Raw genomic sequence first — 21,044 nt, 5'->3', positions numbered from 1 at the left:
ATTGCTGGCTTTAAATGTTTGAGTGCTAGAATCTTCTTGCTTGGTATACTTAACATTTTGTGCCAAAGTACCACTTTCTGTAGTATTGGGCAAACTGTTTAAAGTACGTGAAACGATGCCATCAATAGTGGTATTTTGTGAATTCAAATTGATGTTTTTCCCAGACACATCTGAGCCTGCAACATCTAATTGACCACCTACAAATACATCTACACTATTGTTAGCGTTAATATTAGCACCTTTCACGGTTTGATCACCACGAACATCAGTAGCATAAATACGGATTGCACCTGCATTCATGCTACCAAAAATTTGACCATCTAAAGGACGCTCTCTGCGTTCTGGTGTAATGACCTCTACTGCGCCATTGCTGTAACCAATTTTATTTTTACCTGATACCACATTAATTGATTTATCAGCATGAATTTTAGCACCTGCATTTACAATCACTTTAGGTGCAACCAAATCCAAAATAGACACCCCACCCAAAGCACCATCCACTTTCAGGCTGCCTGAACCTGTGGTTTTAAAATTATCAATTTTGCCTTTTACTACTTCAGCTTGACCCACCACCAAAGATGCACGTGGTGCATTGATGATGTTGCCGCCGTTGTAAGTAATACCATTCGGGTTAGCCAGCACATAATCTGCCGCCATACCGAAAATTTCTTGTTGCCCCAAAATCAAAGAAGGATTTTTGCTGACAACTTCATTTAAAATCACTTCAGCTGCTTTACCATTAAAGTTTTTATTGGCTTGCAATGAACCAGCTAATTGTGATTGACCTGCTTGTAAAGCATTGTTTAATACTGCACCTTTATCAGATACATTGTATTTATTGTATTGGTTATGCGATAAACCTTGTGCATTAGGCTTAACAATATTAACAATGTCTACGCCATTTTTTTGATTAACTTGTGCACCACCTTGCACTGCTTCAATATTGGCTGCAAATGTGGGGGTGGCATAAGCCAAGCCAATAACCACAGCCAATTTGCCCGTTGTAGATAATTTGTGTTGAGTATTCATAATTGAATCCTTTAAGTAAAATGAATCAACAGAGGTTAGATGTTCTCCTAATGAAGCATAATTCATGCCAATTCTTTACATTTACTATCACAAAAAAACCAAAAATCATGATTCCAGCATAATTCAAAAGATGGACAATCTTCAGGCAGCCTGAAATCCATACTAAATTTAATAATAATTCTCAAAAAATAAAAAGGAATACACCGTTTTTTTGAACAATCGCATTTTCACTAGAATAAAAACTTAATGGACGCGGTTACTTGCTGCTGACGAATTTTGTCAGATTGTTTCGGATATGCGACACCATAAGCATTTTCCAAATTAATTTGCCAATTACTGCCATAAGCAAAATTTAAACCCACTGTACCGCCAAACGCGCGTTGCCAGCCTGTTTCATCTTTAATCACACCAGCGTCCGCACCCAAATATGGTTCAATATAAAAGCCATTGTCCAAATAACGTCTTGCAAATACTGTATTGTTTAAATACGCACCCTTATTGCCATTTAAAGTCAGATTGGCAAAACCGCGCACAGAAGAACGGTCGGTAACGCCAATTTGTTTGGTGCTGTACAAATCATCATCGCTAAATTGCACCGAAGCACGGTGTTGGTTACGCAAAATCCATTTGCTCTGCCCCAAACGGCGGTTTTGCGACAAGGTGGTATTTGCCACAAAATTGGTAAATTGGCTGGTAAATGGCGACAAATCGGTGTCTTTCGCACCAAACATACGTGTACCACGTTCTACGGTCAAATCGCTCAACCACACGCCTTTATCCAAAGTTTGCGTGTGCGACAAACCTGCTTGCACCACACCCAATTTGGGGCTTTGCATGGCGATTTTGCTGCCACCGTATTCACTCAAAATATTCAGATAATCCACACCAGCATGGGCATAGGTAATGTGTTTTTGTCCACGCGAAATCATGCGCTCGGCTTTTACGCCCGCCGCTTTGTTTTTGCTGTCGTAATTTAATTTAGCACCAGACGCAAATTCGGTTACGCTGCGGCTATCTGACACGCTACCATACGCGCTAAACGTCCACACACCATACGGCACGGTGTAAAACACATTCGCACCCTGACTGTGGTTTTCATTTCGCGCCATATTCGCATACGCGCCCACATACAGGCTGTCTGAAAGCCCCAAAGGACTCGCCACACCCGCCGATAATCGCGCCACCGCCCGATTGGATTTACTGCCCTTATTGTCCACCGTGATTTGCCCAAACCATGGTTTACTGGCTTCATTTTTCAATTCAATGGTTGCCGTGCCGTCATCGTGGGGGTACACGTCCATGCTGACATTGTTGCCGCTTACTTTATTGGCTTGGTCAATGCCTTGGTCTAAATATTGGACGTTTAAGGGTTTATCTTTATGATTGGGAAACAAGGTTGCTACATTTACCTTACGACTACCACCTGTGATTTCCCGAATTTTCATTTCGCGCACGGCAATCGTTACCGTGTCGCCTTCATTGGTAAAATCCAATTGCGTACTGACATAGCCTTTTTTAATGTAAGCGGCGGTAATCTCACGGCTTAACTGATTCAAAGTTTTCGCGCTCAAACATTCATTTTCAGGCAGCCTGAAATCATTGGGGTCTAACCAATTCATGCCTGTGATGACAAATTTGCTTTGCGGCAAACATTCCGTGCTTTCGGTGGCGGCTTGCAATTCTTCGGCGCGTTCTTTATCGGATTTGATAAAGCGGTCTGCGCCTGATTTGGTAGGCTGATTGGCTTGATTTTGTTGCAAAGTCCAAGCGGCTTTTTCATGTTGCTCTTGTTGCAATTCTTGGATTTTTTGTTGCTGATTGCGCCAATCATCGTTGGCTTGCTGGGTGGCGGTGGGCAAATCCACCGCGTGCGCCGTTGCCGCCGACACCAGCATAATGGAAACGAGTGTTTGTTTTTGTGTGTTCATGGTGCTGATTTTCAAGTTTTTATTAACAATTTTTTTCATTATATCATAATGTAAAGATTAAGATTAACTTGCCTATTTTCAGGCTGCCTGAAATGCTTTTTTAGGTGTAGAATTTGGGGAATTTTTTTGTGAACCTATTTTTCAGGCTGCCCAACTATAGATTCAATATGATTTCAGGCAGCCTGCAAATCCCAACCCGAAAGCCCAAGCAAAATATGAGCCACACTGTTCATTTACAATTTGAAGATTACCACCCAGTTGCGCTACAAAGATTATGCGGCGCATTAGACGAACATTTGCAAACCCTATCACGACTGTTGGACACGCAAATCAGCCGCCGATTTGACCATTTCACCTTTTCAGGCAGCCACGCCCACGCCGCACGCAATGCCCTTGTTGCACTCATGGAAATTGCCGAGCAGCGCGAATTGTCAGACGAAGACATCAACCTCGCCGCCGTAGAGGCCAAAACCGCAGACAATCAACACATTGAAAAAACAGATAAAAACCACGCCTACTATTTCCACACCAAACGCGGCAGCATAGGCGGACGCACACCGCGTCAAAACGGCTACATACGCGCCTTGCTCAATCACGATATCGTGTTTGGACTCGGACCCGCAGGTACGGGCAAAACCTATCTGGCGGTGGCAGCAGCAGTGGACGCAATGGACAAACACCAAATAGAACGCATTGTTTTGGTGCGACCCGCCGTAGAAGCAGGCGAAAAATTGGGCTTTTTACCAGGGGATTTGGCGCAAAAAGTGGACCCCTATTTGCGCCCACTTTATGACGCGCTGTATGATTTAATGGGCTTTGACCGTGTAACCAAATTGATGGAAAAAGGCTTGATTGAAATTGCTCCGCTTGCCTATATGCGCGGACGCACACTCAATGGCGCGTATGTGATTTTGGACGAAGCGCAAAACACCACGCCCGAGCAAATGAAAATGTTTTTAACGCGAATTGGCTTTGGCACAAAAGCCGTGATTACAGGCGATTTGAGCCAAATTGACTTACCGCGCAACATCAAATCGGGTTTGCGCGATGCCAACGAAAAATTGCGTGATGTGGAAGGCTTGTATTTTCACACTTTTACCAGCGAAGACGTGGTGCGCCACCCACTTGTGCAAAAAATCGTGGAAGCCTATGAAGAAGCGGATAATCAGCACACAGAATTGAGTTTGGAGAAATAAGTTTTTAAGTTTTCAGGCTGCCTGAAAAAATTTTTCCATTGTATTTTAAGGAAATTTCATCATGGAATTAAAAAAATTAGACAACAACCCCGCCCATGACGGCATCATCACGCTCACTTGGCAAACGGAATCGGGCGAATCAGGCGAAGATGTCATCAATGTCGCCCTATTATTGCAAGAAAAATTAGCGGAAAATCACATTCCAACCGAAATTGTGGACGAATATTGGCTGTATCAACCCGATACGGGCTATTATTTTCTGCCTGCTTTGTGGAATTTTGAATTGAATGACGGCTCGTTTAGCAGCGCGTCCACCATTCAAATTCATCATAAAGAATTGTTCCCCAATGGGATTTTTGAATACCAATATTCATTTGGCGGACGCGAAACGCTGAACGAAGCCCTGTTAAGCGGCTTTGATACTTGGTTGAAAACCGATTGGGAAACCTTGTGGGACGCGGCTCGCCCCGATGAAGCCAATCACTTGTATTTAAACATGGATTTTCAAAATGAAGCATTGAAACGCTTGGTTTTATTGGGTTCGGTCGGCTTTTACCCCGCCCCAGACGAAAGTGAACAAAACGCAGAAAGCTGTGAAACGCATGGCGAATTTTGCGAATGCTGTTTGTTCACACAAAGTTTGCAAGCCTTTGAACCTCTGTTGAAATCTGCGGAAAATTACGCCATTCGGATTTTTGTTTCACGCGATGACGAGGGCGAATACAACGCCGATTGTCGTGTAAATGGCGAAGATTGGGCAGACGCGCTGGATTCATTGAAAAATTATGCGAAAACATGGGCTGGCGAAGGCATGGCGTTTAGAAAACAATACATTATTATCCGCAATCAGCCCGATAATTGGCTGGAAAATGACAATTGATTTTTTCAGGCAGCCTTTCAGTACACGACAATTTTTTGAAATAACCACAAACCTGTCCCCTCCCCCGCAAGCGGGAGAGGGGACAGGTTACAGGCAGCCTGAAAGATTTTTGTCGTGTACTGAAAGGTAGCCTGAAACATTCAATCCCGTATAATGGGTGGATTTTCCTATCCGCCCATTTTTATTTTTACAAAATTTTTAATCAAAACAAATGGAAACCATCTTCCCTGCCCTATTTCTATCGCTCAAAGTCGCCACTTGCGCCACGCTGATTAATCTGATTTTTGGCACACTCACAGGCTACGCGCTCGCCAAATGCCGCTTTATCGGGCGTGATTTATTGGACACGATTTTTACCCTGCCTATGGTTTTGCCGCCGACTGTGGTGGGCTACTATCTCCTTGTTTTATTTGGCAGACAAGGCGCGTTGGGGCAATGGCTGCACAACACATTCCAGATTAATTTGATTTTCACATGGCAAGGCGCGGTATTGGCGGCGGCGGTGGTTACTTTTCCCCTGATTGTGAAACCTGCGCGTGCGGCGTTTGAAAATATTAATCCGCAATTAGAACAAGCCGCTAGAACGCTGGGGCTGCCTGAATGGGCGATTTTTGTGCGCGTTACCTTGCCTTTGGCGTGGCGCGGAATTTTGGCGGGGCTGCTGCTGGCGTTTGCGCGGGCTTTGGGCGAGTTTGGCGCAACATTGATGATTGCAGGCAGCATTCCCAACGAAACGCAAACTTTATCCATCGCCGTGTATGAAGCGGTGCAAGCTGGCGATGATAATTTGGCGAATCAATTGGTTATCATCATTTCTGCCGTGTGTATTGTGATTTTATGGGCAACGCAGGTGTTGAGCAAACCGCGTTATCAAGCCTAAAAACGGCTTTTCTACGACTATTCCGTCAATTATCAGGTGCTTTTTATGCACAAATCATGTATGTTTCGTGATGGATAACATCCCCTACTGTATTTTATTAAGGACATCAACAATGAAGATTTTAACTTTCAAAGAATTGACTTTTGAACAACAAAACCGTTTTACCGAAATTGTGGCAGCAACCAAAACGCAAGACACAGAAAAAGTACTCAAATCATTGAATATTCAGGAAAATGATTTGCCTGTTTTGTGCACTATGCTGCGCGAATTGATGGATAATTTTGAATTATTTGATACATTAAGTGAGCAAGCTACAGATGATGAATACGAAGAGTATTTTGAGAAATTGGCAAATTTATTGCATTCAGCGTTTCAACATTTATCAGGCAGCCTGAAAACATTGCAATATTTGCTGGCGTTCACGCAATCGCAAAAACACAACGATATTCCATCAGATTATGGCTACCATCAATTGTTTGCCAATGGCGGCGTGGAAGCCATTTCCCTGCTCAAACAAGCCATTGCAGATATGTCCAGCGAGGAAAATCCATACGGCATTTATTTCTGTTTTGATGCGTGGGAAAGCATTATTCAAGAAAAACCTGAATATCATTCTGATTATATTGAATTTTTATTCAATATTTTGCGCAAATACGAATGGCACAATGATGAATACAATGCGTTTATCCTGTCTTACGCTTTGAATTTTAGCCCGAAATTATCGCTTGATTATATTGATTTAATTCGGGAAGTTTTTGCAGAAGAACGCGTGTTATTGGGTATTTGCGGCGATTTGGAAGACGCTGAAATCAAATTAGGCTTACGCACCGAACGTGCCACGCCCAAACCCAATTACAATGAATTGAGATATTTGGGTTCTTCATTTGATGATATGCTCAATCCTGAACCCAGCTTAATGAACAATTTATTGAGCCAATATCATCAAGAATATGCCGTAAAAGAAAAACCGCAGCCCGTGTATCAAAAAGCCGAAATCCGTACCGAACCCAAAATCGGGCGCAATGACCCATGTCCGTGCGGCAGTGGCAAAAAATACAAAAAATGTTGTGGGGCGTGATGTTATGTTTAGCTTACTCACATCAAAGTAAAATTGTTTTGTGATGTGTAAAATGGGTTTTTAGGCAGCTTTTCTCGTTTTATTGTGTAGGGCAATGTAGTTTGCAAATTTTTTCAGGCAGCCTTACACTGAACGTGAATTTGGGATAAGTAACTGTAAATTGACCAACAACCCCTCTCTCCCTATGGGAGAGAGTTGGAGAGAGGGTGTATTTATCAATGATTTTTATCCCAAACTCACGTTACATTTACAGCACGCGACAATTTTTGATGTTGCCACGAACCTGCTCCCTCTCCCACCAGACAGGGGAGGGAACAGATTGCAGGCAGCCAAACAGTTTTTATCGTGATTATTGTGATTTTACTAAGGAGAATCCATCATGTTCATCAAAAAACACATGGGTATTTTGTGTGCCAGCTTGCTGCTGGCAATGTCCAACGTTCAGGCAGCACCACAACAGGCAGCGTCTGAAACGGTGGTGTCGTCCACTTCATCGCAAGAACAGGTTTTGGACGCTTTGTTCAAAAAAGCGGTGCAGGGCAAAACCACCATTGAATTGGGCAATGAAGCCACATTGAGCCTGCCTGAAAACATGGTTTTTTTGCAAAAAAATGAAGCCAATCAGTTGGCAGAAATGTTTGGCAACTCGGTCAATCCCAAACGCTACGGCATGATTTTCCCCAAAGAACAAGGCGATAAATCCCCCGATTGGTGGTTTGATTTGAGCTACGAAGAATCAGGCTACATCAAAGACGATGACGCAAAAGATTGGAAAGCCGATGAAATGTTGCAAAATCTGAAAGATGGCACAGAAGCACAAAATAAAGTGCGTGCCGAAAAAGGCATTTCAGCGATTATGGTTAAAGATTGGATTGAAAAACCACATTATGACGCGCAAACCCATCGCCTGATTTGGTCGGTGGACGTGCGCGAAAAAAGCGACCCCAATGGCGAAGCCGCAGTCAATTACAACACTTATGCTTTGGGCAGAAAGGGTTACATCAATTTAACCTTGATTACAGGCGACAAAACCATCGCGCAAGACAAATTGGTGGCACAAGATTTATTGAGCAAAATTGAGTTTAAAGAAGGTTTGCGCTACACCGATTTCAACCCCACCACCGATAAAGTGGCAGAATACGGTTTGGCGGCTTTGGTGGGCGGCTTGGCTGCGAAAAAATTGGGTTTGTTTGCCATGCTGGGCGTGTTGTTTGCGAAATTCGGCAAACTGCTGGTGTTGGCATTGATTCCGATTTGGGTGGCAATTAAAAAATTGTTTTCACGCAAAAAAGACAATGAAAACCATGATAATGCTGAATGATGGTTTTCAGGCAGCCTGACAGTACACGACAAAAGTGGCAACATCACAAAGTGTCGTGTGCTGTAAGGCAGCCTGAAACCTTTTTTACCCTGAATATGATGAACAACACACCACAACTAACCCATATTTGGTACGGCTACCGACAGCAACGTATTTGGCGTGCATGGGCTTTTACGGCTTGGACGGTAATTATTTTGCTGTCGTGGTTAAGTTTGGGGGTAATTGGTTTACGTTGGTATGTGATAACGGGTGTGCTGGTGTTGTGCGTGGTATCGGCGTATGCTTTGGGTTGGCGCGATTTGTTTTCCCGTTCGCCCGCGCTCATCATGGACGCAGACGGCTTGAAAATCATCGGCTACCGTCATCAGGTTTTGCGACAATTTGCATGGGAGGATATTACAGGTTTGGTAAGCCGTGATGATACGCCTGTGGTTTTGACTGTTTTGCATGGCGAAAAGCGGTACACGCGCTTGCTGCTGCCGCGTTTAACGTATCAACAAGTCCGTGAAATCCAAAAAGAATACCACCAAATCCAACGGCAGAGACAAGCACCCAGCCAACCCCTATTTCAGCCAGATTTTGAGCATATTTGGCAAACCAATGATTATGACAGCATCACACCCCTATTTCTGTTGAATATGATATTGATTTACCCTGTTGTATTCTTATCCTTGTTGGTTTGGAATGAGAGAGTGGGCAGTGTTGCCCTGTTCTTATTCTGTGTGTATGCTGCTTATCGCCATTTAACGAAACCGCCCAAACCCATGCGTATCATTGCCCAAATGAACCGTGAAGGTTTGACCCTGTATCCGCGTTTTCGCAGACAAAAAACCATTTTCGTGGCATGGCAAGATTTGCGTGGCATTTATTTCAATCGCAATCGACAGGGGGCATGGATAACGATTGAAACCAAACAAGGTCAAGAAATAGAGTGGATTTCCTATGTTTATCAAAATGCTATCCCAAAAGACATTGTGCAAACCGCCCGAGCCATTTTGAAAAAACAAACGCCACAGCCCAAATATTAAACTGTTCAGGCTGCCTGAAAACCCAAAAAACACCATTTAATCAAGGAAAACCCATGTTTTCAGAACTGGAAATCACAGGTCGCGCCCGCAGCCACATTATCCAACATTTTGAACCACGTTTTGCCGCCCACCCAGAAGTGGCAGATGCATTTTTTGCCATGCGAGCCGCCGCGAAAAAAGACGGTTTTGATTTACTGCCATTCAGTTCATTTCGCGATTTTGCCACTCAAGTGCGGATTTGGAATTACAAATACACAGGGCGCAAACCCCTGTATGATATACACGGTCAAGTGCGTAACCGAGACAATATGAGCGAAGAAGAAATTATTTGGCATATTTTGGATTGGTCGGCATTGCCAGCCGCCAGCCGTCATCATTGGGGAACAGAAATTGATGTGGTGGACGGCGCAGCCATGCCCGAACATTATCAACCCAAATTATTGCCCGAAGAAGTGGCGCAAGGCGGCATTTTCCACCCACTTCATCAATGGTTAGATGAGCATATTCAAGAATTTGGCTTTTTTCGCCCCTATCGTCAATTTCAAGGCGGTATGTTTCCCGAACCTTGGCATTTGAGTTACCAACCCATCGCCAGCCAAGCCACTCAAGATTTAAAAGTGGAAATATTGGCAGATGTGATTGCACAAAGTGAAATCGCAGGCAAAGATTTAGTCTTGAAATTATTACCTGATATTTATCAAAAACATATTTTGAATATTTGTGCGGCGTGATGATTTTCAGGCAGCCTGAAAATCCCAAAAATTTAACTTAAAGAAACAAAACTATGACCACCGAATACACCCTATTCGCCACCTGCCCACGCGGTTTGGAAACCATTTTGGCGCAAGAATTGGCACAACAAGGCTGCACCCACATCGCCCCAACAGACGGCGGCGTAGCCTGCAAAGGCAGCCTGAACGAAGTTTACCGCGCCAATTTGCACAGCCGCACCGCCAGCCGCGTGTTGCTGCAACTCACACGCGCCAGCTATCGCAGCGAAGACGACATTTACAAAGCCGCCAAAAATCTCAAATGGCAAGAATGGTTTAAAGTCAATCAAACCTTTCGCGTGAAAGTGGAAGGCAAACGTGCCAAAGTCAAAAGCCTTGATTTTATGGCCCTAAAAATCAAAGATGGCGTATGCGACCGTTTCCGCGACCATTGCGGCGAACGCCCCAGCATAGACAAAAATCGCCCCGATGTCCGCATTCACGCCTTTTTGGACGAGCAAAATGTCGCCATTTTCATCGATACAAGTGGCGAAACCCTGTTCAAACGCGGCTACCGCCAAGACACAGGCGAAGCCCCATTGCGCGAAAATTTGGCGGCAGGTTTGTTGCTGTTGGCAGGCTATGACGGCTTGCAACCTTTCCAAGACCCGTTTTGCGGTAGTGGCACGATTGCGATTGAAGCAGCTTGGATTGCGCTCAACCGTGCGGCTGGCTTAAACCGCCGTTTTGCATTTGAACAATTTTTGAATTTTGACAAAGCCTTGTGGGTAAAATTGAAAGCAGAAGCCCGCGCCCAAATTCACGATAAACCCAAAAACAAAATCGCTGCCAGCGACAACGACCGCGCCATGACCCGAATCGCCCAAGAAAATGCACGCGCAGCAGAAGTGGATATGTTTATTGATTTCAATACTTTGGATGCGCAAGACACGCGACCCAATGGCGAAAAGGGGATTGTGGTGTCCAATCCGCCCTATGGGGTGCGTTTGGCGGAAGTACAGGCATTGCACGCGCTGTATCCGCAGTTGGGTAGCTGGCTGAAACAGCATTATGCTGGCTGGACGATTGGTTTGCTGTCGGGCGATATGGATATGCCGAAACTGATGCGCTTGAAACCGAAACGCAAAATTCCTTTGTACAATGGGCAGTTGGATTGCCGATTGTTTTTGTTGGATATGGTGTCGGGCAGCAATCGGGATAAGTAATGAATGATGTTGCAGGCAGCCTGAAAAAATGCGCCCAATCATCATATTATTCAGCATAATCAATATAGTATTCGGTTGGTATTTGGCGCAAATGCCAACCGCTTTACCCGTTGGGCGTGGCGATGACGGCGCATGGCTGTACCCCGTTTCGTCTGGTGGCGATGATTTGACCTTGCTGGTGTGGGCGTTGCAAGCATTTGTATTTTCAATATTGATGGCGATGTGGTCGCAACAATTGGCGGTGGCGGCTTATGTTGTGAATATGCTGTTTTTGTGGGCGTGCTATTATTTGATTGAACTGGACAATAGTCTGTGGGCAAGCAACCAATTGGGTTTTGGCGAACCTTTGTGGGCGTTTGCGGTGGCACATATTCCGCTATTATTGTTTTTGATTCAAATATTTAGGCGATTATCGTAGGAGCTGTATCTTTTCAGGCTGCCTGAAATGTTGCAGCCACGAAACAAGTTCACATTAACCCACGCCAAAATGTTAAAAATCTTTTACAATAACGATACTTCACTTCAACCTTTCAGGCAGCCTGAACATCATGACCAAACTAGAATACATCGCCAAAGAATTAACCGCGCGCCGACAAACCATCACCACCGCCGAATCATGCACAGGCGGCTTGTTGGCGGCAGAACTCACGTCTATTGCAGGCAGCTCGGCATATTTTCAACGCGGCTTCATCACCTATTCCAATCAATCCAAAACGCAAATGCTCACCGTAAACGCCAACACCATACGCCATTACGGCGCAGTTAGCGAAGAAACGGCGCGTGAAATGGCGTTGGGCGCATTGGTTGCCACGCGCAACGATTACGCTTTGAGCATTACAGGCGTGGCAGGACCCGATGGCGGCACGGAAAAATCGCCCGTTGGCACCGTATGGTTTGGTTTTGCGACCAAGCAGCGCATTTGGGCAAAAATGCACCGTTTTGAAGGCGACCGCAACCAAATTCGCCATCAAGCCGTACAATACGCACTCGCCATTTTGGAACATTATTTAAAAACATCAGAAAAATAATTTCAGGCAGCCTGAAAACCCAATAATCCCCAATAAAACCATGATTTACAACTGGCACACAACCGCGTGGCAACACATCACCGCCCATTGGCACACCCCAGCCAACGCATGGCTCATCATCGGCAAACAAAACACAGGCAAAATCGCCTTTGCCCAACATTTCGCCCAAGCCCTGCTCTGTGAAACGCCGCAAGCGCAACACGAGCCTTGCGGTGTCTGCCCATCGTGCCATTTATTTACACAAGGTTCCCACCCTGATTTTTACCCACTTTCGCCTGAATTACCCGAAGATGGCAGCAGTTCACGCAAATTATTGCAAATTAAAATTGACGCAGTTCGCGCCATTTTAGAGCCACTCACACAATCGTCCTTGCGTGGTGGGCGGCGCGTGGTGCTGATTAATCCAGCCGAAATGCTCAACACGCAAGCCGCCAACGCCCTACTGAAAATCTTGGAAGAACCGCCCGAAGCCGTTGTATTTCTGCTGGTCGCCCACAACCGCGACCGTGTTTTGCCGACCATCAAAAGCCGTTGCCGCCAACTGATTTTGCCTGCGCCCAGCTTTCAGGCTGCCTTACAATTTGTGCAAGCCCAAAATATTGAAAATGCAGAAAATTTACTCGCCTTTCACAGCCACGCGCCCCTATTCCCTCACGCACCCGAACAAGACGAATTGCGCGATAAATTATTGAATGTATTAATAGAACCCAGATTGCTCGCCATTTTAGATTACGCTGCCGAATACGATAAAGCCAAATTACCACTCGCAGATTTGCTGGACTGGATAGCCAAATGGTTGATTGATTTAGGTTTATCACAACAAAAAATGTCGCCGCTTTACTATCCGCAACATGCAAGCAGCCTGAATAAATTAGCGGCAAAAACCAATCCTGCGACACTTTTTCGTTTTCAGGCTGCCTTAAACGCACTAGCCCCTTACGGACACCACAGCTTAAATGTTAAAATGCAAGCCGAAGATTTATTGTGTGAATATTTAACTTTGACACAAAATAAAAATCGCTAAAAATGATTTAATTTCAAATTATTAATAGGATAATCCAAATGAGTGAAGCCCCTAAAGCCGCCCCCAAGATGTTGAGCTTACGCTTGGAAAGTAAGCCGATTATTTACGCCAGCTATATGTCATTTGTGGAATATGGCGGCGTGTTTTTGCCCACCAACGACACCTTTCAGATGGGCGAACAAGTGATGTTGATGTTGGAACTGATTGGCGCGTCTGACCCGAAAAAATTCCTTTTGCCAACAACTGTTTGCTGGATTAATTCCAACCCCAGCGCGGCAGGTCGCCCAAAAGGGATTGGTTTGGCATTCGGCAGCGATGAGCAAGGCATTAAGGCAAAAAATGAGTTTGAAGCCATTTTGAGCGGCTTGCTGAACAATGAACGCGCTACTTACACCATGTAATTGATTTTTCAAATAAATATGCCGATACCGTTTTCATAAAATGGTATCGGCATTTTCAGGCTGCCTGAAATAGGAATTTTTTTATGCAACTTATTGATTCACATTGCCATATTAATTTTGACGGTTTGCGCGACAGGCTGCCTGAAGTGTTTGCCAATATGCAAAATAATCAGGTTACACAAGCACTTGCCATCAGCGTGAGCCGTGAAACCTTCCGCGAAGTGCTGACCATCGCCGAACACAATCCACATATTTACGCCACAGTCGGCATACACCCCGACAGCGAAACGGCGGAAGAATTCACGCTAGATGAACTTGTTGCACACGCGCAACACCCCAAAGTGGTCGGCATAGGCGAAACGGGGCTAGATTATCATTGGTGTACGGGCGATTTGACTTGGCAACACCAGCGTTTTATCACGCATATTCAAGCATCTAAACAAACTGGTTTGCCGCTCATCATTCACACGCGCAAAGCGGCAGACGACACCATGCGCGTTTTGGCGGAAAATGGCGCAGAACAAGCCGTGATGCACTGTTTTTCGGAAGACACGCGCATTGCCAAAATCGCTTTGGATTTGGGCTACTATATTTCATTTTCAGGTATTTTGACATTCAAAAATGCCAAAGATATTCAGGCTGCCGCACAATATTGCCCGCTTGACCGCATTTTGGTGGAAACGGACGCGCCCTTTCTCGCGCCCATGCCCCATCGCGGCAAACGCAACGAACCTGCTTATGTGCGCCACACCGCCGAATTTCTCGCCCAATTACGCGGCGAATCATTGGAAACCATTGCCGCCGCCACTACTGAAAATTTTTACCGTCTATTCAGTAAAGTAGTACCGATGGTGTAATGCTTTCGTTAAGAAAAATATTTATTCTGGGCAACTGCTTATGCTAAAATCACTGTTGCTAGTTTTCAGGCAGCCTTATTGTTTCATTTATGTAAGAATAAACCATGCAAGAACAATACGCGAATACTTATGAATCAGCGACCCAACCGCTACGTTACACCGACAACACGTTGGCGCAACGGGGTGATGTGGTGCTGTATTTACATGAAGAACACGGTCGTGTCAAAGAAGCGCGTATGATGCGCGTTTGGGACTCAGTTTACTATCAAGATGGTGAACCGATTGGAGTCATTTTAGTGGACGCAGCCAGCCCCAAAAACACCCTGCCTGAACTGCACACTTTTACCGTTACCGACCGTTGGGGCGACCCACACCTGTATTTTCGCGGCAAAATTACTGTGCCGCAGCACAAAATTCCCTACCAACTTTTTCCATTGTTCCGTATGGGTTTTTACATGAAACAATGGAACGATGAAACCCAACGTGTCTCCGTTGTTCCCCAACCACCCAATGAACCCTACCCTGAACCCGATGAAATTTACGAAGAATTTTTCCAAAAAACCGTTTTGAAACACGCCATGCAGCGCAATCCCTATTGTCTGTTTACCGCAGGTTTGTGGCAGCGACAAAAGCATTATCCCCATCGGGCTTTGGAATTTTATCGGGCAGCGGCAACTTTGAATTTCCCAGCCGCATGGTTAGAATTGGGTTTAGCGTATCAAGGCAGTGATTTACTGCAACGCAATCCTGAAAAATCCGCCGCTTGCTTTCAACAAGCCAGCAGTTTGCACAATCCGCTTGCCTATTATCATTTGGCATTGTGCTACATCAACGGCAGAGGCGTGCCGCAAAGCGATACTTTTGCGGTGGAATATTTGCAAAGCGCGGTGGAAGCTGGGATTTTGCCTGCGTTTTACACACTCGCCATCTATTACCGCACAGGCACATTCAATAAATGGCGACCCAAAAACAGCCCCTATCGCGCTATTGAGCCCGTAGAACCCAAACATCGCGCCGCATTCAAATTGCTCAAACGCGCCGCCGAAGAAAAATGGGAACACACCGCCGAATGCAAATTCCATTTGGGCGAATGCTACCGCTTGGGCGAAGGCGTGCGCCCCGATTTGCCGACCGCACACGAATTATACAAAGACGTGATTTTAACTGGCAGCCAATTAGCTGAAGAAGTGCTAGAAGCCTGTTATTACACAGGAAATGTTTTACAACTGGCTTTATCCGCCGAAGCTGGCTCGGCTTATGCGGCATATTTGCTGGGGCGAATGCGTTTGTATGGCGAGCAAGGCGTGGAGAAAAACAAAATCGCAGGTTTACGCTATTTGCGGATTGCTTCCGAATCACCTTACGAATTTGCGGATATGGCTGGGCGAATGTTGCAACAAAAAGAAGATGTTACATGGACATTTAACCAGCTTTAAATCATCAGGCAGCCTGAAACCGTTTTTCAGGCTGCCTGAACGCTTTTTTTGATATAATCCGCGCAACTTTTTGAGATGATACAACCATGACCGAACACAAAGCCCGCAAACGATTTGGACAAAATTTCCTGCAAGACACGCGCATCATCAGCGACATTGTGCATGCCGTTCGTCCGCAAGCCGATGATATTGTGATAGAAATTGGACCGGGTTTGGGCGCAATCACCCAACCACTCACACAAAAACTGAACCGTTTGCACGTTTGCGAAATTGACCGCGACATCATACAATTTCTGAAAAAACAAACCTTTGCCGAAAAATTGACCATACACGAAGGCGATGTGTTGGCATTTGATTTCCGCCAAATTCAGGGCAAGAAAAAAATTGTCGGCAACCTGCCCTACAACATTTCCACGCCCCTGCTGTTCAAATTGAGCGAAGTGGCAGATGAAGTGATTGATATGCACTTTATGCTGCAAAAAGAAGTGGTTGAACGCATGGTTGCCCAGCCCAAAAGCAACGATTATGGGCGTTTGAGCGTGATGTTGCAGTATTTTTTTGATATGGAAAGCCTGATTGATGTGCCGCCCGAAAGTTTTCAGCCAGCCCCCAAAGTGGATTCGGCGGTTGTCCGCATGATTCCTGTGGCAAATCGCATTGGCAAAGCAGAAAATTTCCAGCATTTCAGCGACTTGGTCAAACAAGCCTTTCATCAACGTCGCAAAACGCTGCGCAATAATCTGAAAGACATTGCCAGCGATGACGATTTGCAAGCGGTCGGCATTTCGCCCCAGCAACGCGCGGAAGAGATTGCGCCTGAATGCTATGTGCAACTGTCCAATTATTTGATTAGTAAAGTGTAAAATCTTTTTCAGGCAGCATGAAAATATGGAGATACATCATATATGAAAAAATTACCCTTTATGATTATGGTACTTTTATCATTAAGCGCGTGTTCGCATACTGAATTGCCTGTATTTGATGATTCCATGAAACATCTGTGGTTGAGTTTACCAACACAAACATTTGGCAATTTGAAACAACGCCAAGCAACCCCTGCCGAAACCGCCGTTTGGCAAAACTGGTTGATGAAATATGGTAAAACATTTCGCGCCCGCAAAATAGATGAATTTCGTGTAAGCGAATTACCGCATTGGTGTATTCGTTTTGACAATAATCAAAATGGTGAAACGGTTTTTTGTCGTTATGGTGGGCGCATAGATTATGGTTTAGAAGTATTGAGTAATCATCATGAAGCATTGGTAGCGGCAGATAAATTAATAGAAAATTCAAATCAATAATCAACTTTCAGGCAACATGAAATATGGATATTAAAATAATGCGATTTTGTGTTGGTTACACGCAATTTGAAAGATTTTCAGAATATGGGTTTGAAATTATTGAATCCATTTGAGTTTCAGGCAACCTGAAAGGATTTTCTCATGATGATTCAAAATTTATCAGATTTACAACAAGCCCACCAACAAGGCAAAAAATTCAAATATTTGCCTTTTTGGGGACACACGCCCAAATCGGACAATCAAATTGACAAAGCGGTTTTCAGTCAATGGTTTCCGCGAGATTTTGTGGTGGACAATATTGTTTACCCCACCGCCGAACATTTTATGATGGCGAAAAAAGCGGAATTATTTGATGATAATGTGATTTTGGCGCAAATTCTTGCCAGCAAACACCCAAAACAAGCCAAAGATTTGGGGCGGCAAATTGCCCATTTTGATGAGCAAATTTGGTATCAACATCGTGAAGACATTGTCTTTCAGGCAAATTGGGCAAAATTTTCACAACACGAAGATTTAAAAGCTTTTTTATTGAATACGGGCGAGCGCATTTTGGTGGAAGCCAGCCCTGTTGATAAAATTTGGGGCATTGGTTTGGCGCAAGACAGTGCATTTTTGGAAAACCCATTAAAATGGCAAGGTTTGAATTTATTGGGTTTTGCGTTGATGAAAGTGCGCCAGCAATTAGTGTTATCCAAATTAATATAGATTTTTCAGGCTGCCTGAAAATTAAATTAACGAGAAAAATCATGATAAAACAACATGGTACACCGCTAATTTTGGCGATTCTTTTTGTGATTTTAGCGTTGTGGGCGGGGATTGCGCCAGCCGACCGCGCGGTGTGGTGGGCGGAAGCCACGCCTTTGTTTGTGGTTTTTGGCGCACTTTTGTTTACCTATCCCAAATTTAAATTCAGCAATACGGCGTATGTTTTGATGAGTATGTGGTTGTTTTTACACATGATAGGTGCAAAATATACTTTTGCTGATGTGCCGTTTGAGTGGGGCAATCGGATTTTGTCGCCGCTTTTGGGCGAAGGGCGCAATCATTTTGACCGTTTCGCGCATTATATTATTGGTTTTTATGCGTTTCCGATGGCGGAATGGTTGTTGCGTAAGAAAAAATGTACGTTTGGTACGGCGATGTGGTTTGCGCTGTTTTTTATTATGGCGGTGGCGGGTGCTTATGAAGTGATTGAGTGGCAATATGCGGTGATTGAAGGTGGGGACGCGGGGATTGAATTCCTCGGTTCACAGGGCGATATTTGGGACGCGCAAAAGGATATTTTGGCGGATACTTTGGGGGCAATCACGGCGTTAATTGTGTATGTTTTTGTGCGACCTGATAAGCGGTAAAATGGCAGGCTGCCTGAAAAATAAGTAGGGTGCGTACCACGCACCAAATCATTTAAATAATTGAAATTTCGGTGCGTAAGCAGCCTGAAAACAAAATGATTAATCAAAAAATCTAGGAAAAAATAAAAAATGCCCTTTAAAGACAGTTTAAAAAATCTCCACAAACAAGCCCAAGCGGAAGCCAAAGCGCGTGAACTCGCCGCCGCCATCGCCAAAAAACAAGCGCAAGAGCAAGAAGACAACAGTTTTGCCGCCGCCATGAAAGACGTGAAACCGCTTGCGCCCCACAACACCTACATCGCCCCACCCGACCGCAGCCCCATCAAACCACGCCCCAAATCCAATGATTTGGCGGAAGAGCATTTTTTCTATGTGGGCGAAGGTTACATGGTGGACATTCCCGCCACATTCAGCAAAAATGGTCAGGGCAGCAATGACATCAAACGCTTGCAAAATGGGCATTATGAAGTGGTGGCTGATGTGGATTTGCACGGCTACACGCAGGAAGAAGCGCAGCAAGTGTTAAACGAATTTATTGAATTTGTGAAACAACGCGGTGTGTGTGGCGAAATTGTACACGGTAGCGGTTTGGGTTCATCGGGTTACACGCCAGTTTTGAAATCGCTGGTGCGCCGTTGGCTCATGCAGCACCCTGATGTGTTGGCGTATTGTGAACCGCGCAAGGGTAATGATGGCGCGGTTCGCATTCTGATTAAACGTCCACGCCGTATAGACCCATATGCCGAATAAACCCTTTATTTTATTCAAAAAACCATTTTTCAGGCAGCCTGAAAGCATATTGATTATATTTTATGATGAATCCAGAACAACTCTACACACTCGCCGCCCAATACCTTGAAATCATGGAACAAAAAGGCAGCGACGCGCTTTCCGATGAACAACACACCCTACTCGCCTTTGTCTATTTGGACAATGAAGTGCAAGACGGTGGTTTTGTGCAGCTACTGGCTTCGGGCTGGGGCAGCTATATTTTTGACAATCCTGTGGCGGACAGTTTGCGGCGGTGGCGCGTCAAAGCCGTCCCCAAAGTATTGGACAAAGTCAAACCGCTTTACCAAAAATTTGGCGAACAAATTGAGCAACTCGCCGAAGATGGCACACAAATCGCCGATTTACGCGCCCGTTTCCCCGATTTTGAAGAATGGGACGGCGAATTTTATGATTGCGTGGACGATGATTTTGCCCTGATTGGCGAATATGTGGCGGCGAATTTAGCCAAATTTCAGGCAGCCTGAAAAACTAATTCTTTATGAGAGTTGAATACTGGAACAGGGTTTTGTTATGCTTGCCAACTGGTTTTCAGGCTGCCTTTTGGTACACGGCAAAAATAATCGTAGGGTGTGCCGTGCGCACCAAAATGATTGAATAATTAAAATATTTCAGCAAATCTGGTGCGCACGGCGCACCCTACATGATTCGTGATTGAAAAATTGTCGCGTACCCAAAGGCAGCCTGAAAAACCATTCTCAACCATTTTTCAGGAAAAAATAAATCATGAATGTCAAAACTTTAACCCTGCTGGCTTTGCTCGCCGCTACGCCCGTTCACGCGGCAGAGATTACCGTGTCCGCCGCCGCCAGTTTAAAAGACGCGTTTCAAACCATCGCCCAGCATTACCAAAAACAGTATCCGCAAGACAAAATCAAGCTCAACACCGCCGCTTCAGGCGTTTTGCTGCAACAATTGGCGCGGGGCGCGCCTGTGGACGTGTTCGCCACCGCCGACCAAATCACCATGAACAAAGCCGCGCAGCAAAATTTAATTCAGCCAAGCACACGCCGAAATTTTGCGCGTAACACGCTGGTGTTGATTACGCCGAAAAATTCGCCTAATCGTTTGAATAAATTGCATGATTTGCAACAAATCGGCGTGAAAAAAATCGCCATCGGCAAACCCGACAGCGTGCCAGCAGGCAAATACGCCCAAGACGCATTAAACCACACAAAATTATTCAACCCATTGAAACCAAAATACATTTACACGCAAAATGTGCGACAAGCATTGGATTATGTGTCTCGCGGCGAAGTGGACACGGGTTTTGTGTATCGCACAGACGCGCAATTGAAACAAACCACGCTGAAGATTGCCGCCGAAATCCCCACGCCCACGCCTGTGGTTTATCCGATTGCGCTGACCCAGCACAGCAAAAACACCGCCGCCGCACAGCGTTTCACACAATATATCTTGTCGGAACAAGGACAAAGCGTGTTGCGCCGTTATGGTTTTGCCAAGCCGTAATTTTTATTTTCAGGTAGCCTTTCAGTACACGACAATTTTTTGAAATAACCACAAACCTGTCCCCTCCCCCGCAAGCGGGAGAGGGGACAGGTTACAGGCAGCCTGAAAGA

Annotated in this window: 23 protein-coding genes; 21 read left to right on the top strand and 2 right to left on the bottom strand. The window is 45.0% G+C overall.

Going from position 1 to position 21,044, the window contains the following annotated elements; genetic code table 11:
• Together Q338_RS07565 and Q338_RS07560 are read right to left on the bottom strand one after the other, a co-directional pair.
• A partial coding sequence (locus tag Q338_RS07565; protein ID WP_034293784.1) for a two-partner secretion domain-containing protein occupies positions 1-1,029 on the bottom strand: 1,029 nt, incomplete at its 3' end.
• Positions 1,030-1,259: 230 nt separating this feature from the next.
• Positions 1,260-2,957, bottom strand: a complete 1,698-nt coding sequence (locus Q338_RS07560; protein ID WP_034291792.1) for a ShlB/FhaC/HecB family hemolysin secretion/activation protein — start codon at positions 2,955-2,957, stop codon at positions 1,260-1,262.
• Between the two features lie 215 nt (positions 2,958-3,172).
• On the opposite strand from Q338_RS07560, the gene Q338_RS07555 reads away from it, so the two are divergent.
• From Q338_RS07555 to modA, 21 genes are all read left to right on the top strand, one after another.
• Positions 3,173-4,153: a PhoH family protein gene (locus Q338_RS07555; protein WP_034291774.1), complete on the top strand. Its 981-nt coding sequence runs from the start codon at positions 3,173-3,175 to the stop codon at positions 4,151-4,153.
• 61 nt (positions 4,154-4,214) lie between these two features.
• On the top strand, positions 4,215-5,033 hold the full coding sequence (locus tag Q338_RS07550; protein ID WP_051968445.1) for a DUF6348 family protein: 819 nt from the start codon (positions 4,215-4,217) through the stop codon (positions 5,031-5,033).
• 211 nt (positions 5,034-5,244) lie between these two features.
• A complete protein-coding gene (gene modB, locus Q338_RS07545; RefSeq protein WP_034293781.1) occupies positions 5,245-5,913 on the top strand; it encodes a molybdate ABC transporter permease subunit in 669 nt (222 codons plus the stop codon).
• A gap of 112 nt (positions 5,914-6,025) precedes the next feature.
• Positions 6,026-6,991, top strand: coding sequence for a YecA family protein (locus tag Q338_RS15475; RefSeq protein WP_051968542.1), 966 nt, complete (start codon positions 6,026-6,028; stop codon positions 6,989-6,991).
• A gap of 379 nt (positions 6,992-7,370) precedes the next feature.
• The gene (locus tag Q338_RS07535; RefSeq protein WP_034293778.1) at positions 7,371-8,312 is read left to right on the top strand and encodes a DUF2167 domain-containing protein; all 942 of its coding nucleotides are present in this window, start codon (positions 7,371-7,373) and stop codon (positions 8,310-8,312) included.
• Positions 8,309-9,340, top strand: a complete 1,032-nt coding sequence (locus tag Q338_RS07530; RefSeq protein WP_169815857.1) for a hypothetical protein — start codon at positions 8,309-8,311, stop codon at positions 9,338-9,340. Before Q338_RS07535 ends, Q338_RS07530 begins: the two co-directional genes overlap by 4 nt.
• Before the next feature lie 53 nt (positions 9,341-9,393).
• Positions 9,394-10,071, top strand: a complete 678-nt coding sequence (locus Q338_RS07525; RefSeq protein WP_034293771.1) for a M15 family metallopeptidase — start codon at positions 9,394-9,396, stop codon at positions 10,069-10,071.
• A gap of 53 nt (positions 10,072-10,124) precedes the next feature.
• Positions 10,125-11,276 carry a THUMP domain-containing class I SAM-dependent RNA methyltransferase gene (locus tag Q338_RS07520; protein ID WP_034293768.1) on the top strand — a complete coding sequence of 384 codons (1,152 nt, stop codon included), beginning with the start codon at positions 10,125-10,127 and terminating at the stop codon, positions 11,274-11,276.
• Between the two features lie 28 nt (positions 11,277-11,304).
• On the top strand, positions 11,305-11,694 hold the full coding sequence (locus Q338_RS13750; RefSeq protein WP_051968541.1) for a hypothetical protein: 390 nt from the start codon (positions 11,305-11,307) through the stop codon (positions 11,692-11,694).
• A 130-nt stretch (positions 11,695-11,824) separates the two neighbouring features.
• The gene (locus Q338_RS07510) at positions 11,825-12,304 is read left to right on the top strand and encodes a CinA family protein (protein WP_034293762.1); all 480 of its coding nucleotides are present in this window, start codon (positions 11,825-11,827) and stop codon (positions 12,302-12,304) included.
• Positions 12,305-12,344: 40 nt separating this feature from the next.
• Positions 12,345-13,328, top strand: coding sequence for a DNA polymerase III subunit delta' (gene holB / locus Q338_RS07505; protein WP_034293759.1), 984 nt, complete (start codon positions 12,345-12,347; stop codon positions 13,326-13,328).
• 38 nt (positions 13,329-13,366) lie between these two features.
• On the top strand, positions 13,367-13,729 hold the full coding sequence (locus Q338_RS07500) for a PilZ domain-containing protein (protein ID WP_034293756.1): 363 nt from the start codon (positions 13,367-13,369) through the stop codon (positions 13,727-13,729).
• A gap of 83 nt (positions 13,730-13,812) precedes the next feature.
• Entirely contained in the window at positions 13,813-14,586 is a 774-nt protein-coding gene (locus tag Q338_RS07495) for a TatD family hydrolase (protein ID WP_034293753.1), read from the top strand.
• Between the two features lie 104 nt (positions 14,587-14,690).
• Positions 14,691-16,022 carry a tetratricopeptide repeat protein gene (locus Q338_RS07490; RefSeq protein ID WP_034293750.1) on the top strand — a complete coding sequence of 444 codons (1,332 nt, stop codon included), beginning with the start codon at positions 14,691-14,693 and terminating at the stop codon, positions 16,020-16,022.
• Positions 16,023-16,108: 86 nt separating this feature from the next.
• The gene (gene rsmA / locus Q338_RS07485) at positions 16,109-16,885 is read left to right on the top strand and encodes a 16S rRNA (adenine(1518)-N(6)/adenine(1519)-N(6))-dimethyltransferase RsmA (protein WP_034293747.1); all 777 of its coding nucleotides are present in this window, start codon (positions 16,109-16,111) and stop codon (positions 16,883-16,885) included.
• Between the two features lie 42 nt (positions 16,886-16,927).
• Complete coding sequence (locus Q338_RS07480; protein ID WP_034293744.1) at positions 16,928-17,323, top strand: hypothetical protein; 396 nt, start codon at positions 16,928-16,930, stop codon at positions 17,321-17,323.
• Positions 17,324-17,464: 141 nt separating this feature from the next.
• Positions 17,465-18,028 carry an NADAR family protein gene (locus Q338_RS07475; protein WP_034293741.1) on the top strand — a complete coding sequence of 188 codons (564 nt, stop codon included), beginning with the start codon at positions 17,465-17,467 and terminating at the stop codon, positions 18,026-18,028.
• 41 nt (positions 18,029-18,069) lie between these two features.
• On the top strand, positions 18,070-18,675 hold the full coding sequence (locus tag Q338_RS07470) for a DUF2238 domain-containing protein (protein ID WP_034293739.1): 606 nt from the start codon (positions 18,070-18,072) through the stop codon (positions 18,673-18,675).
• Positions 18,676-18,804: 129 nt separating this feature from the next.
• The gene (locus Q338_RS07465; protein ID WP_034293736.1) at positions 18,805-19,425 is read left to right on the top strand and encodes a Smr/MutS family protein; all 621 of its coding nucleotides are present in this window, start codon (positions 18,805-18,807) and stop codon (positions 19,423-19,425) included.
• A 65-nt stretch (positions 19,426-19,490) separates the two neighbouring features.
• Entirely contained in the window at positions 19,491-19,931 is a 441-nt protein-coding gene (locus Q338_RS07460; RefSeq protein ID WP_034293733.1) for a DMP19 family protein, read from the top strand.
• Positions 19,932-20,190: 259 nt separating this feature from the next.
• Entirely contained in the window at positions 20,191-20,934 is a 744-nt protein-coding gene (gene modA, locus Q338_RS07455; protein WP_034293730.1) for a molybdate ABC transporter substrate-binding protein, read from the top strand.
• The last annotated feature ends 110 nt before the right edge of the window (positions 20,935-21,044 follow it).

The organism is Alysiella crassa DSM 2578 (assembly GCF_000745955.1).
In the GTDB taxonomy this organism is placed as follows: domain Bacteria; phylum Pseudomonadota; class Gammaproteobacteria; order Burkholderiales; family Neisseriaceae; genus Simonsiella; species Simonsiella crassa.
The sequence above is the reverse complement of the archived record's forward strand: the minus strand, read 5'-3'. Positions and strand labels throughout refer to the sequence as shown.